A 14,117-nucleotide genomic window follows, 5' to 3' on the forward strand; every position below is an offset into this window, starting at 1 on the left:
GGAAAACCGTGATGAGCAACGCAAACCGTGCCGCCGTGATCGAGGCGTTTTTGCAGCAGATCCGCGTCATCAACCAGCGCGGCGTAGACCGCGCGGCCCTGGTGGAAATCGTCGGCCTGCTGGAGCAATTGGCCGAGCGCCGCGACCTGTTCAACTTCGAGGCATTCCCCGCACCTGTGCCAGGGCAGGGCAGCACCGCATTCCGCTATCGCCTGAACGACGACGGCGATACGCCGACCCTGTACCTCAACTCGCTGTTGCCGGGCAAAAGCACGCTGCCGCACAACCATGAGACCTGGGCGATCATCAGCGCGGTGGAAGGCCAGGAGATCAACTACGTCTATGCACGCAATGACGAAGGTCGCGAGCCGGGCTTCACCACCCTGAGCCTTGAGAAGGAAGTGATCGTGCAGCCGGGCACGTCGATCTCGTTCCTCGGTGAAGACCTGCATGGCATCAAGGTTGAAGGTGAGCAGGCAACGTTGCATTTCCACCTGTATGGCTTGCCGCTGGAATCCCTCAATGGCCGCTACGGCGTGGACGCGGACGGCCGTATCCTCAACTACAACGCCTCGCAGATGGCGCCGTCGATCAAGGCTTATGCCTGAAGCGTTGCAGCCACTTTTCTCTTAATTGTTGGGACTTCCATGAGCCAGACCATCACCCCACGTCAACTGCAGCAATGGCTGTTCGACGGGCAGGAAATCGCCGTGTTCGACGTGCGCGAGCACGGGCAATACGGCGAAGCCCACCTGTTCCATGGGGTGAACCTGCCCTATAGCCGCCTGGAGCTGGAGGCACGCCGCCTGGCGCCCAACCCGCAGGTGCGGCTGGTGATCTATGACCAGGATGGCGGCGAGGTGGCGGCGCTGGTTGCCGCGCGTTTGCAGGCGCTGGGCTACCGCCGCGTGCATGTGCTGGAGGGCGGTGCCGAGGGTTGGCAGGCGGCGGGGTTGCAGCTGTTTGCCGGTGTGCATGTGCCGTCCAAGGCCTTTGGTGAGTTAGTGGAGGAGGCCAGTCACACGCCCCATGTCACTGCGCGCCAGCTGGCGGATTGGCAGGCGCGCGGCGAGCCGCTGGTGGTGCTGGACGGGCGACCGTTCGATGAATACCGCAAGATGACCATCCCCGGTTCCATCTGCTGCCCCAACGGTGAGTTGGGCTATCGCGTGCATGATCTGGTGCCGGATGACAGCACGCCCATCGTGGTCAATTGCGCCGGACGCACCCGCAGCATTATCGGCGCCCAGACCCTGATCAACCTGGGCTTGAAAAACCCCATCTATGCCCTGGAAAACGGTACCCAGGGCTGGTACCTGGAGGATTTCCAGCTGGAACATGGCAGTACGCGGCGCTATGCCGATCAGGTCAGCACTGACCTGGCTCGGCAGCGCCTGGCTGCGCGGCAATTGGCCGAGCGGGCAGGGGTGGTGACGGTATCGGCGGATCAGGTTCGACAATGGGCGGATGACGCGCAACGCAGCCTGTTCCTGTGTGATGTGCGCACCGCTGAAGAGTTTGCCCTTGGTTCGTTGCCAGGCGCGCAACATACACCGGGCGGGCAGTTGATCCAGGCCACCGACCTGTATATCGGCGTGCGCCAGGCGCGCATCGTGCTGGTGGACAGCGATGGCGTGCGTGCGCCGATTGTCGCCAGTTGGCTGCGTCAACTCGGGCACCAAGCCTATGTGCTGAGCGGTGGTATCGACAGCGGCCTGGTATTGCCGGTGTTGCCTCCAGTGGCGTATCAGCCGTTGCCGCTGATCAGCGCCCAGGCCCTGGCGCTGGAATTGAGTGATGTGAACCTGATCGACCTGCGCCCGAGCATGGCCTACCGCAAGGGCCATATTGCCGGTTCCCGCTGGTCGATTCGTGCGCGGCTCAAGACCGACCATCGTCCCTTGGTGCTGGTGGCGGATGACCCGGCATTGGCGGCCTTTGCTGCCGAAGGCCTGTCGGCCCGGTTGCTCGACGGTGGCTTCGCCGCGTGGGTCTCGGCCGGCCTGCCGGTCAACCAAGACCCGCAGACGCCGCCGGACGCCGAGTGTATCGACTTCCTGTTTTTCACCCACGACCGTCACAGCGGCAACAAGGACGCCGCGCGCCAGTACCTGGCCTGGGAGATCGGCCTGCTCGCACAAATGAGCGAAGCGGAAATCGCCAGCCTCAAGCCGCTGGTACCTGTGTCGCGGGTGCGCACGCGCTTGATCCATGCCGCGCGTACCGAAAAAGGTCATGGCGGCCGCGCCGTCAACGTACCCGTCACGCGCTTGAGCACCGTGCTGTTCGACAACCTGGCGCAGATGCGCGACGCCCGTGCCCGCCGCGACGGCGAGCGGGTGCTGACCTACGGCGCGCGTGGCAACCCGACCTCCCATGCGCTGGAAGACCTTGTCACCGAGCTGGAGGGCGGCTTTCGCACGCGGCTCTACGGCACGGGCCTGGCGGCAGCGGCCCAGGTGTTCCTGGCCTACCTGCGCCCCGGCGATCATGTGTTGATCACCGACGCGGTGTACTCCCCGGTGCGCAAGCTGGCACGGGAGTTCCTCCAGCCGTTCGGCATCGAGGTCAGCTACTTCGCGCCCGATGGCAAGGGGCTGGAAGCGCAACTGCAAGCCAATACCCGGCTGGTCTACGCCGAAGTACCGGGCTCACTGTTGTATGAGCTGTGCGATCTGCCGGCGATTGCCGCGTTGTGCAAGCCACGCGACATCCTGCTCGCCGTCGACAACACCTGGGGCTCGGGCTACCTGTACCGACCGCTGGCGTTGGGCGCGGATATTTCGATCATGGCCCTGACCAAGTACCTTGGCGGTCACAGCGACGTGATGATGGGCAGTGTGTGCACCACGCAGGCGGCCTGGCCGACGCTGGGCAGGATGAGCGACACCTTGGGCAACGCGGTGAGTGCCGACGACGCCTACCTGATCCTGCGCGGCGCCCGCACCCTGGCCTCGCGCCTGGATGTGCACGAACGCCAGGCCGTGGACATCGCCCTGTGGTTGCAGGCGCAACCGCAGGTCAAGCGCGTGTTCCACCCGGCCTTGCCCGGGCATCCGGGGCATGGGTTGTGGCGTCGGGACTTCACCGGCAGCAATGGCTTGGTGTCGTTTGAACTGGTGAATGCCGAGGCCGCTTACGTCGAGCGGTTTATCGACGGCTTGCAGCTGTTTGGCCTGGGCTCTTCGTGGGGCGGCTATGAAAGCCTGGTCATCGTGGCCGACACCCGCGACCGCGACAGTGCGGCCGACCGTGCGTTGAACCCGGTGGTGCGCCTGCATATCGGTCTGGAAGATGTGGCCGCGCTGATCGAGGATCTGCAACGCGGCTTTGCACGTGCCGTTCTGTGACCGACAGGTTCTGTAATAAAAACGCCATTGCGCTGGGGATTAAATTCGGGACGGGCTATTTTGGTGCATCTCAATAACTAGAGTAGCCATGGATGAAATACCAACCCTTCAGCCGCACCTTAATTGCCACCGCCCTGGTGTTGACCGTCAGCGGCGTACAGGCCGCTTCCCAGGCCCCGGTGGCCGGTGAAAATGGCATGGTGGTGACCGCCCAGCATTTGGCCACGCATGTCGGCGTGGATGTACTCAAGGCCGGCGGCAACGCGGTGGACGCGGCGGTGGCGGTCGGCTATGCGCTGGCGGTGGTGTACCCGGCGGCGGGTAACCTGGGCGGCGGTGGGTTCATGACCGTGCAACTGGCGGATGGGCGCAAGACCTTCCTCGACTTCCGCGAAAAAGCCCCGTTGGCGGCCACCGCCGATATGTACCTGGACAAGGCCGGCAATGTGGTCGAAGGCTTGAGTGCCAAGGGACACCTGGCGGTCGGTGTGCCTGGCACCGTGTCCGGCATGGAGCTGGCCCTGAGCAAGTACGGCACCCTCAAGCGCGCCCAGGTGATTGCCCCCGCGATCAAGCTGGCGGAAAACGGCTTTGCCCTGGAGCAGGGCGATATCGACCTGCTGCACACCGCCACCGGCGAGTTCGAAAAAGACAAGGATATGCGCGGGATTTTCCTGCACAACGGCCAGCCGCTGCAGGTCGGCCAGAAGCTGGTGCAGAAAGACCTGGCCAGGACCCTCAAGGAAATCTCCGCCAAGGGCAGCGACGGTTTCTATAAGGGTTGGGTCGCCAAGGCCCTGGTGGATTCCAGCCAGGCCGGCAAGGGCATCATCACCCAGGCCGACTTGGACAAGTACAAGACCCGCGAACTGGCGCCCATCGAGTGCGACTACCGCGGCTACCACGTGGTCTCGGCACCGCCGCCAAGCTCGGGCGGCGTGGTGATCTGCCAGATCATGAACATCCTCGAAGGCTACCCGATGGCCGACTTGGGCTATCACTCGGCCCAGGGCCTGCACTATCAGATCGAAGCCATGCGCCACGCCTACGTGGACCGTAACAGCTACCTGGGCGATCCGGATTTCGTGAAGAACCCGATCGAGCATCTGCTGGACAAGAACTACGCGGCCAAACTGCGTGACGCCATCGAGCCGCACAAGGCCGGGGATTCCCAGGCGATCAAGCCGGGTGTGTCACCGCACGAAGGCAACAACACCACGCACTACTCGATCGTCGACAAATGGGGCAACGCGGTCTCGGTCACCTACACCCTCAACGACTGGTTCGGTGCGGGCGTGATGGCGAGCAAGACCGGGGTGATCCTCAACGATGAAATGGACGACTTCACCGTCAAGGTCGGGGTGCCGAACATGTACGGCCTGGTGCAGGGGGAAGCCAACGCCATCGCACCGGGCAAGGCGCCGCTGTCGTCGATGAGCCCGACCATCGTGACCAAGGACGGCAAGGCCGTGATGGTCGTAGGTACGCCAGGTGGCAGCCGCATCATTACCGCGACCCTGCTGACCATCCTGAATGTCATCGACTACAAGATGAACATCCAGGAAGCCGTGGACGCGCCGCGTTTCCACCAGCAATGGATGCCGGAAACCACCAACCTGGAGACCTTCGCGGTCAGCCCGGACACCCAGAAGATTCTGGAAAGCTGGGGCCACAAGTTTGCCGGGCCGCAGGACGCCAACCACTTGGCGGCGATCCTGGTGGGCGCACCGTCCCTGGATGGCAAGCCGGTGGGCAACAACCGCTTCTATGGCGCGAATGACCCGCGGCGTAATACCGGCCTGTCGCTGGGCTACTAACCCCCCCCTAAAACCAAACACCGCGTCCTGTCTGGCAGGCTGCGGTGTTTTTTATTGGGGCGGCTTCGCCACCCAGCGCGGGGCAAGCCCGCTCACTACAACAGCTGTTCTACCGCAGCAAACGCCGCGGTGCGGCGCTCCTCCCAACTCCCCCTGATGACCACCACCGCCTGTCGATGCGCCTGCATCCACGCCAGACTGTCCTGGAAAAACGCCTGGCGGTCGGCCAGTTCCGGTTGGCAGCGCTGGCCGTCGGCGGTCCATTCCACATCATCCGGCGACAGCAGCAGGTGCAGGTCGTAATGCCGCGCCAGCAGTTCGTCGTCGAGCCATGCCGGGTAGTCGCCGAACAGGGTCTGGCTCCACAGTTTGTTGGTCAGCAGGTGCGTGTCGAGGACCAGCAGGCGCGGCTGCCGGGCGCGGGCGGCATCTTCCCAGGCCAGTTGGCCGTGGGCGATGGCCGGGATATCCCCCAGGTGGGTGTCGCGCTGGTGCCGGTCGATGAAATATCGCACGTACTCACCGACCATCAGCCCACCGAAATGCGCGTGCAGTTCGGCGGCCAGCCAGCTTTTACCGCTGGACTCGGGACCGGCGAGGACCACCACCTTCATGCGCGCAACGCCGGGTCGGCGCGCCATTCACGCCAGCCTTGCACGGCGATCACGGTGAACAGGGCATAGAGCGCAGCGGTGAGGTACAAGCCCTTGTAGAGGAACAGCCCGACGAAAATCACATCCACGGCGATCCACAGCGGCCAGCATTGCACGCGTTTTTGCGCCATCCACAGTTGCGCCACCAGGCTGAAGCCGGTAAGGGCGGCGTCGAGCCAGGGCTGGGCGGCATCGGTCCAGTGCGCCATCGCAGCGCCCAGCAGCAGGCTGCCGACCGCACCGATGGTCATGCTGGTCATGATTGCCGGCCAACCCAGGCGGGTGACCTGGCGCCCTTGCCTGACCTCGCCGGCGCGGGTCCACTGCCACCAGCCGTAGACTTGCAGGGCGGCGTAGACCACTTGCAGCAGCATGTCGGAATAAAGCTTCACGTCATAGAACACCCAGGTGTACAGCAACACCATCACCAGGCCGATGGGCCAGCACCAGGGGTTTTGCTTGACCGTCAGCCAGACAGCGATCACCCCCAGGGCGGCGGCGAACAGTTCAAGCCCGGACATGGCGGTTCCTTGGGAGAGTGGGAGAGGGCGGGGATTGTAACCAGAGGCCAGCAATCTTCAAAACACAGTAAGGCAAATGTGGGAGGGGGCTTGCCCCCGATAGCGGAGGGTCAGCTGCACATATGCAGACTGATGTATCGCCATCGGGGGCAAGCCCCCTCCCACATCTGGAGCAGTGTTAGACCTTGAACTGGCGCAAGAGGCCGTCGAGCTGCTCGCTCAGCCCGCGTAAATGCACGCTGGCCACGTTGGACTGCTCGGCCGCCATTGCGGTGCTGTGGGACAGGCTCGCAGCCTGGGTGACGTTCTGGTTGATGTCTTCCACCACATGGGCCTGTTGCAGGGTAGCGCTGGCAATCGAGGCATTCAAACCGTTGAGGTTGTGCAGCGCCTGGCCGATGGCAGTGAGGCTGGCACCCGCCTGGCCGGCTTGTTCGATGGTCAGTTGCGAGGCGCTGTGGCTGTCGCTGATCACCTTGACCGCGGCTTCCGAGTGACCTTGCAGGCGCTCGATCATCGCCTGGATCTCGGCGGTGGATTTCTGCGTGCGCTGGGCCAGCAGGCGGACTTCATCGGCCACCACGGCAAAACCACGGCCTTGTTCCCCGGCGCGTGCCGCTTCGATGGCGGCGTTGAGGGCCAGCAGGTTGGTCTGGTCGGCGATGGAGCGGATCACTTCCAACACACCACCGATCTGCGTGCTTTCGCTGGACAAGGTGCGGATCACTTCCACGGCCTGGCTGATGGTGGTGGAGAGCTGGTCGATCTGCTGCAGGCTGCTGTCGATATTGACCTGGCCTTGCTGGGCCTGGGCCTGGGCATCGCGCATTTCGCTGGCGGCGTGTTCGGCGTTCTTGGCCACGTCCTGCACGCCGTAGGTGACTTCATTGATGGCGGTGGCCACCAGTTCCATCTGCTGGGACTGTTGCTGGCTGCGGTCATGGGCCTGGGTCGCGTTGTTGCCCAGCTCCGTGGAGGACTGGCCCAGGGCGTTGGCGCACACCTGCAACTGGCTGACGACCTGGCGCAGCTTGGCCGTGAAGGTGTTGAAGTGCTGGGACAGCTGGGTGACTTCGTCGCGGCCGTGGGTATCGAGGCTGCGGGTCAGGTCGCTTTCGCCGCTGGCGATATTGCCCATGGCGTTCACCGCATCCTGCAAGGGGCGCACGATGCTACGGGCAATCAGCGAGACCAGCAGGGCCATCACCAGTGCGATGCCGAGGACGATAAGCGAGGCCTTCCACACTTGGCTGTTGAACTCGGCCTGCACATCGTCGACGTACACGCCGGAGCCGATGATCCAGCCCCACGGCTCGAACAACTGGATATACGAGGTTTTCGCCACCGGCGCCTCCGCACCCGGCTTCGGCCAGCGGTAGTTGATGATGCCGGCCCCCTTGGCCTTGGCCAGGATCACGAACTCGTTGAACACGGCAAACCCGTCGGGGTCACGGATGGCCGAGAGGTTCTGGCCGTCCAGCTTGGGGTTGGCCGGGTGCATGATCATCACGGGGGTGAGGTCATTGATCCAGAAGTAGTCGTCGTGGTCATAGCGCAAGCCGCGCACCGCGCTCAGGGCTTGTTTTTGCGCCGCTTCGCGGGTCATAACCCCGGTGGTTTCGAGGCTGTGATAAAACGTCAGGATCCCGCTGGCGGTCTGGACCACGTGCTGGGTCTGCTGGCGCTTGGCCTGGTACAGGTCGTCGTGGATCTGCTTGAGCATCAGCAAACCCAGGGCCATCAGCATCAGCACGGCGACGATCAGGATCATCCAGAGGCGTCGGCTGATCGACATATTGCGCAAACTGTTCATCGTCCTGTCACTCCGGGCTTTTTATAATTGTGGGCGTCGCATCGACTTTTACGCCTTGTCTGATAGGCTTTCGGCCTGAAATCGCAAAACCTGAGTACTGCCTGATTTTTCACAGAATTTTTGCAGGCCGGCATTGACCATGGTCAACACCGGGCACTTGAGTGCGCTCGTCAGTGAACCATTAAAAGATTGATAAGGCATGCCACAGCGCATGACCTTTGGGGGAAGCATGGATTTTTGGACCGCCATTCAGGCATTGATTCTTGGCGTCGTCGAGGGGCTTACCGAGTTCCTGCCGATCTCCAGCACCGGCCACCAGATTATCGTCGCCGATTTGCTCGACTTCGGCGGCGAACGCGCCATGGCGTTCAACATCATCATCCAGCTGGGTGCGATCCTCGCGGTGGTCTGGGAATTCCGGCGCAAGATCCTCGACGTGGTCACCGGCTTGCCGACCCAGCGCAATGCCCAGCGCTTCACGGTCAACCTGCTGATCGCGTTCCTGCCGGCCGTGGTGCTGGGGGTGATCTTTGCCGACCTGATTCACCATTACCTGTTCAACCCGATCACTGTGGCCACCGCGTTGGTGATCGGCGGCATCGTCATGCTGTGGGCCGAGCGCCGCGAGCATGAAGTGCACGCCGAAAGCGTCGATGACATCACCTGGAAAGACGCGCTCAAGGTCGGTTTTGCCCAGTGCCTGGCGATGATCCCGGGTACGTCGCGCTCCGGCTCGACCATCATCGGCGGCCTGCTGTTCGGCCTGTCGCGCAAGACCGCCACCGAGTTTTCGTTCTTCCTGGCCATGCCGACCATGGTCGGTGCGGCGGTGTACTCGGGCTACAAATACCGCGATCTGTTCCAGCCGGCGGACCTGCCGGTGTTCGCCATCGGCTTCGTCACCTCGTTCATCTTCGCGATGATCGCGGTCAAGGGCCTGCTCAAGTTCATCGCCAGCCATAGCTATGCGGCGTTCGCCTGGTACCGCATTGCGTTCGGCCTGTTGATCCTGGCGACCTGGCAATTCGGCTGGATCGACTGGGCGGCGGCCAAGGCATGATGGTTCAGCATCCGCGCTTGAAAGCGGCGATCTTTGTGCTGCTGTGCGCGGCGCCGCTGGTGGGATCGGTATTGGTGTGGCAACGCGGCGAAACCGTGATTCCGCTGGTGGCCTATGGGGTGGTCAGCGTGATCGCGTTTTTCCTGTATTGGAGCGACAAGCGCAAGGCCCGCACCGACAGTTGGCGCACCCCGGAAAACATCCTCCACGCCGTGGAACTGGCGGGCGGCTGGCCGGGGGCGCTGATTGCCCAGCAGGTGTTCCGGCACAAGACGCGCAAGGTGTCTTACCAGGTGCTGTTCTGGGTGATCGTGTTGTTGCACCAGGTGTTCTGGCTGGACCAGTTGTTCCTCGGTGGCACGCTACTGTCCGTTCTCTAGCAGCAACCCCACCTGCGTGCGCTTGGGCAGTTTGCTCACCACCAACTGGTGGGAGCGCTGCAACAGGCTACGCAGTTCCTCGGCCCCCAGCGGGTAGGGCGTGTTCATGATGATCCACTGCGCGCGTGCCAGGTACGGCGCCGGGTGGATGCCGGGACGGTCCACATGGCCGAGGAACAAGTCCTTGTCGACCTTGAACGCCAGTGAGTCGCCGCGCAGGTTTTGCAGGGCGAACATTTTGTTGCCGGCGATCGAGAACACCCGCACGCCGCCCCATTTGTAGTCTTCCCGCGCGCCGGGCAGGCTCAGGCAGAACGTCGCGACCTGTGCTTCGGTCATTTTCATAGCAGGCGGTCTCCGCAGCTTTTGAAGCCTTCTTCCAGGTAATCGATCCAGGCGCGAATCGCCGGCAGCACGCCGCGGCGATGCGGGTAGACGGCCTGCAGCCAGCCGCCCGGCAACGACCACTCCGGTAGCAATTGTACGAGCCGGCCGCTGGCCAGTTCTTCTTCGCAGTACATCATCGGCAGCACGGTAAAGCCCAGGCCCATGATGGCGCTGGCCTTGCGTACGTTGAAGTCATCGACGCCCAGGCGCGCTTCCATCACCAGGTCGTGGGCGTTGCCTTCGGGATCGAGGATGCGTTGGTGCACCATGCGGTCAGCTTCCAGCGCGCCGAGTATCGGCAGTTGCTTGAGGTCGTCGAGGGTGTTGATGTGCCGACCGTGCAAAAAGTTTGGGCTGGCGACCAGGGCCGTCTGGGCGGGGCGCAGGCGCTTGGTGACCAGCAGCGGGTCTTCATCGCCCAGTTCGCGCACGCGCAGCGCCACATCGATGCCTTCGGCTACCAGGTCGACACGGCGGTTGACCAGGGTCATTTCCAACTGCACCTGGGGGTGGGCAGCCAGGAAACCCGCGACCACATCCGGCATCATGTTTTGCGCCAGGCCCACCGGGCACGTCACCCTCAGGCGCCCACGGGGTTCGCTGGACATGCTGGCGACGGCCTCATCGGCCATTTCCGCTTCCAGCAGCATCGCCTGGCAGTGGCGCAGGTAGCGCTCGCCGACGGCGGTCAGGGTCAGTTGCCGCGTGGTGCGTTGCAGCAGGCGCGCGCCGAGGCGCTCTTCCAGCTCGGCAATGCGCCGCGACAGCCGCGATTTGGGAATCCCCAACAGCCGCCCGGCCGCCGCAAAGCCGCCGGCTTCGACGACTTTGGCAAAATAGTAGAGGTCGTTGAGGTCTTGCATGGTCAGCCTATTGTCCTGTCAGTGGGACAAACTATCGCATTTCAGGCGTCTTATCGACTATTGGTTTCATGCGTAGCATCCCCTCCATCTGATCGCCACTGTCGATCCCACACTCGGAGATCCACCATGAAACTGTTGCACATCGATTCCAGCATCCTCGGCGACAACTCGGCTTCCCGTCAGCTCAGCGCTGGCGTGGTCAAGGCCTGGCAAGCGGCCGAGCCAGGTGTGGAAGTGACCTATCGCGACCTCGCCAGCGAAGGCATCAACCACTTCTCCGGCGCGACCCTGGGCGCCCTGGGCACCGCCGCCGAATTGCGTGACACCGCGCAACAACACGAGGCCGACCTCAGTGCCAACAGCCTGGCCGAATTCCTCGCCGCCGACGCCGTGGTGATCGGTGCGCCGATGTACAACTTCACCATTCCAACCCAGTTGAAAGCCTGGATCGACCGCATCGCCGTTGCCGGCCAGACCTTCCGTTACACCGAAGCGGGCCCTGAAGGCCTGTGCGGTAACAAGAAAGTCGTCATTGTGTCCACCTCCGGCGGCATGCATGTCGGCCAGGCAACCGGTGTGGCCCACGAGGAATACCTCAAAGTGATGCTGGGCTTCCTCGGCATTACCGACATCGAATTCGTCCGCGCCCATGGCCTGGCCTACGGTGATGAAGTGCGCAGCAAATCCCTGAGCGACGCCAACGTGCTCATCAACGAACAATTGTTCGCCGCTGCGTAAGGCTTATGTAAATTTCGCCTCTGCTCGGTTTCAATCCGAAGCCGGGCGCCTAAACTCTGTATTCTTGTCGCCTGAAACGACCGGAATACGGAGTTTTTTTGTTTACCCGTTGTCATTACTTTGGCCCAGGTTATGCACGCATGGGTTTATCACCCGATGCGAGTGCCTTGAACCATGGACTTTTCATATAGACATGCCGCGGGTGTTGAACGTGGTCACGCAGCAAAGGTGGACATCCTCATGATGCGTCTTTGTGCTGTTATGGTTCTTTCCCTGCTCGGCGGCCTGATTTCAGTGCACGCTGCGCCCGCGCCGCACCCCCATTGGAGTGTGGGCTTCCACCGCATGAGCTTTCTCGACCCGCTGGACCAGCAGCCGATGAAAGCCGTGGCTTTCTACCCATCGACCGACGCTGAACACAGCACGCAACTGGGTCCCTATCACGTCGCCGCCAGCGAAGATTCCAAGATCGCCATTGGCCGCTTCCCGATGTTGATGCTGTCCCATGGCAACACCGGTACGCCGCTGGCCCTGCATGACCTGGCCACCTCCCTGGCGCGCAAAGGCTTTGTGGTGGTCGCGGTGTTGCATCCCGGCGATAACTATAAGGACCACAGCCGCCTGGGCACGGTGAGTAACCTGTACGGCCGGCCGATCCAGATTTCCGAAGCGATCACCGCGACCCTGGCCGACCCGATGTTGTCGCCGTTCGTCAACGTCGATCAGGTGGGCGTTATCGGCTATTCGGCCGGTGGCGAAACCGCGTTGATCCTGGCCGGTGCCAAGCCGGACTTCGACCGCCTGCGCCGTTATTGCCAGGAACGCCCCGAAGATCGTGATGCCTGCACCACCAAGGGCGAACTGGTGGTGGACCGTGACGACCTGCAACCGCAATCCGACCCACGCATTCATGCCTTGATGTTGATGGCGCCGTTGAGCCTGATGTTCGGCCGCCACACCCTGGCCGACGTGCATGTGCCGGTGCTGCTCTACAGCGGCGACGGCGACAAGCTGGTGGCGGTCGACAAGAACGCCGCCGCCCTGGCACGCAAACTGCCGGAGCCACCGGACTTCAAGCTGCTGGCGGGGGCAGGGCACTTCGTATTCATGGCGCCGTGCGACAGCGACCAACTGGCCGCGATGCCGGCCATCTGCACCGATGCCGACGGCGTCGACCGTGAAGGTATCCACCGCGACCTGATCTCCGAAGCCGGGCGTTTTTTCAGCCACACCCTCGGCCAGGCTACCCGCGCCGGTTTGCAGACCGCCGATCAGTAAGCGCGGCGCTTGAGCAGCAAGGTCACGCCCAGCGCCGTGACCGATAACAGCGCTGCGCAGAAGAAAATCCAGCTGTAACCCAGGTTCAGCGCCACGGCGCCCATCAACGGCCCGGCAATCGCCAGGGCCAGGTCGAAAAACACCGCATAGGCACTCAGGCCCGCACCGCGACTGCTGTTCGGCACCTGCTTGATGGCCTCCACGCCCAGCGCCGGGTACACCAGCGACAAGCCAAAGCCGGTCAGCCCTGCACCGATCAAGGCTACGCCGGTGGACGGTGCCAGCCACAGCAGCGTCAGACCCAGGGTCTCGATGATCATGCAGGCAATCGCCGCCCTGAAGCCGCCAAACCGGCTGATCGCGGAGATGAACAGCAGCCGCGAGAGGATAAAACACACGCCAAACACCGTGAGGCAGTACGCCGCGCCGGCCCAGCCGCGATTGAGGTAATACAGGGTGATAAAGGTGGTCAGGGTGCCGTAGCCGATGGATGCCAGGCACAGGCTGGCACCAAAGGGTGCAATGCGCCCGAACACCGCCCAGAACGGCAGGCGCTCGCCGCGCACTACCGGCACCGAGGGTTTATTGCGGATCAGCACCAGGCCCAGCGCCGCCAATACCGACAGCGCGATACCCAGGCTGGTGTAGCCATATTCGGCGACCATCACCACTCCGAGCGGCGCGCCGATGGCGATGGCGCCGTAGGAGGCAATGCCATTCCACGAAATCGACCGCGCCGTGTGCTCCGCCCCGACCTGGCCCATGCACCAACTGATGGTGCCCACGCCGATCAGGCCCTGGGCCACGCCCAGCAACAGCCGGCCGACGATCAGAATCCCCAGGCTCAGGCTGGGCAGGCTGTCCACCAGGGTGGCGAAGAACGTCAACACACCGCTGACCAGGATGCCCGCCAGCCCCAGCACAATCGCGCGCTTGGTGCCGACGTTGTCGGACATGCGCCCGGCCATGGGGCGGCTGAGCAGAGTTGCCAGGTACTGCGAGCCGATGGTAATCCCGGCCACCACCGCGCTGAAGCCCAGTTGCTCATGGACGTAGCCCGGGATTACCGCAATCGGCAGGCCGATGCAGATAAAGGCGATGAAGGTGTAGAAGACGATGGAGACGATCTGCAGGGTGATCGACAGTGAACTGGGGGCGGCGGCAGACATGGGCACTCGTTCGCGGGCGGGCGGTGAACGCATCATGGCAAGGGCTTGGGGGAAAAGGAAGCAGGCTAACTACTTTGACTGAGAAACC

13 protein-coding genes are annotated in these 14,117 nt (G+C 63.2%); 7 read left to right on the plus strand and 6 right to left on the minus strand.

Features of this window, described 5'->3' with window-relative positions:
- The first annotated feature begins 11 nt into the window (after positions 1–11).
- The 3 genes from J3D60_RS03655 (at position 12) to ggt (ending at position 5,167) form a co-directional block, all read left to right on the plus strand.
- Positions 12–608, plus strand: a complete 597-nt coding sequence (locus J3D60_RS03655) for a cysteine dioxygenase (protein WP_253489794.1) — start codon at positions 12–14, stop codon at positions 606–608.
- A 39-nt stretch (positions 609–647) separates the two neighbouring features.
- Positions 648–3,350: a cystathionine beta-lyase gene (gene metC, locus J3D60_RS03660; protein ID WP_253489797.1), complete on the plus strand. Its 2,703-nt coding sequence runs from the start codon at positions 648–650 to the stop codon at positions 3,348–3,350.
- A gap of 92 nt (positions 3,351–3,442) precedes the next feature.
- Positions 3,443–5,167, plus strand: coding sequence for a gamma-glutamyltransferase (gene ggt / locus J3D60_RS03665; protein WP_253489800.1), 1,725 nt, complete (start codon positions 3,443–3,445; stop codon positions 5,165–5,167).
- Positions 5,168–5,262: 95 nt separating this feature from the next.
- Here ggt and J3D60_RS03670 read toward each other — a convergent pair whose 3' ends face one another.
- The 3 genes from J3D60_RS03670 to J3D60_RS03680 all read right to left on the minus strand — a co-directional run bounded on the left by J3D60_RS03670 (position 5,263) and on the right by J3D60_RS03680 (position 8,154).
- Entirely contained in the window at positions 5,263–5,781 is a 519-nt protein-coding gene (locus J3D60_RS03670) for an AAA family ATPase (protein ID WP_253493944.1), read from the minus strand.
- Positions 5,778–6,341 (minus strand): nicotinamide riboside transporter PnuC, encoded by a 564-nt coding sequence (pnuC, locus tag J3D60_RS03675; RefSeq protein WP_115486146.1) that lies wholly within the window; start codon positions 6,339–6,341, stop codon positions 5,778–5,780. Before pnuC ends, J3D60_RS03670 begins: the two co-directional genes overlap by 4 nt.
- A gap of 178 nt (positions 6,342–6,519) precedes the next feature.
- The gene (locus J3D60_RS03680; RefSeq protein ID WP_027607911.1) at positions 6,520–8,154 is read right to left on the minus strand and encodes a methyl-accepting chemotaxis protein; all 1,635 of its coding nucleotides are present in this window, start codon (positions 8,152–8,154) and stop codon (positions 6,520–6,522) included.
- A 229-nt stretch (positions 8,155–8,383) separates the two neighbouring features.
- Here J3D60_RS03680 and J3D60_RS03685 point away from each other — a divergent pair, with 229 nt between their 5' ends.
- Both J3D60_RS03685 and J3D60_RS03690 read left to right on the plus strand, forming a co-directional pair.
- A complete protein-coding gene (locus J3D60_RS03685; protein WP_065941752.1) occupies positions 8,384–9,214 on the plus strand; it encodes an undecaprenyl-diphosphate phosphatase in 831 nt (276 codons plus the stop codon).
- Entirely contained in the window at positions 9,211–9,594 is a 384-nt protein-coding gene (locus J3D60_RS03690; protein WP_092489192.1) for a DUF1294 domain-containing protein, read from the plus strand. The genes J3D60_RS03685 and J3D60_RS03690 overlap by 4 nt, the downstream gene beginning before the upstream one ends.
- Here the strand turns inward: J3D60_RS03690 and J3D60_RS03695 are convergent.
- The gene (locus J3D60_RS03695) at positions 9,577–9,939 is read right to left on the minus strand and encodes an MmcQ/YjbR family DNA-binding protein (protein ID WP_065941321.1); all 363 of its coding nucleotides are present in this window, start codon (positions 9,937–9,939) and stop codon (positions 9,577–9,579) included. The two genes, J3D60_RS03690 and J3D60_RS03695, sit on opposite strands and share 18 nt — an antisense overlap.
- Positions 9,936–10,844, minus strand: coding sequence for a LysR substrate-binding domain-containing protein (locus tag J3D60_RS03700; protein ID WP_253489802.1), 909 nt, complete (start codon positions 10,842–10,844; stop codon positions 9,936–9,938). The genes J3D60_RS03695 and J3D60_RS03700 overlap by 4 nt, the downstream gene beginning before the upstream one ends.
- A gap of 126 nt (positions 10,845–10,970) precedes the next feature.
- Between J3D60_RS03700 and J3D60_RS03705 the strand changes: the two genes are divergently transcribed.
- Both J3D60_RS03705 and J3D60_RS03710 read left to right on the plus strand, forming a co-directional pair.
- The gene (locus tag J3D60_RS03705) at positions 10,971–11,582 is read left to right on the plus strand and encodes an FMN-dependent NADH-azoreductase (protein WP_253489809.1); all 612 of its coding nucleotides are present in this window, start codon (positions 10,971–10,973) and stop codon (positions 11,580–11,582) included.
- 240 nt (positions 11,583–11,822) lie between these two features.
- On the plus strand, positions 11,823–12,860 hold the full coding sequence (locus J3D60_RS03710) for a dienelactone hydrolase (RefSeq protein WP_141155075.1): 1,038 nt from the start codon (positions 11,823–11,825) through the stop codon (positions 12,858–12,860).
- On the opposite strand, the gene J3D60_RS03715 is transcribed toward J3D60_RS03710, so the two are convergent.
- Entirely contained in the window at positions 12,854–14,029 is a 1,176-nt protein-coding gene (locus J3D60_RS03715) for an MFS transporter (RefSeq protein WP_253489811.1), read from the minus strand. The genes J3D60_RS03710 and J3D60_RS03715 overlap by 7 nt on opposite strands.
- Positions 14,030–14,117 lie beyond the last annotated feature (88 nt).

The organism is Pseudomonas sp. S3E17, assembly GCF_024168685.1.
Classification (GTDB): domain Bacteria; phylum Pseudomonadota; class Gammaproteobacteria; order Pseudomonadales; family Pseudomonadaceae; genus Aquipseudomonas; species Aquipseudomonas marginalis.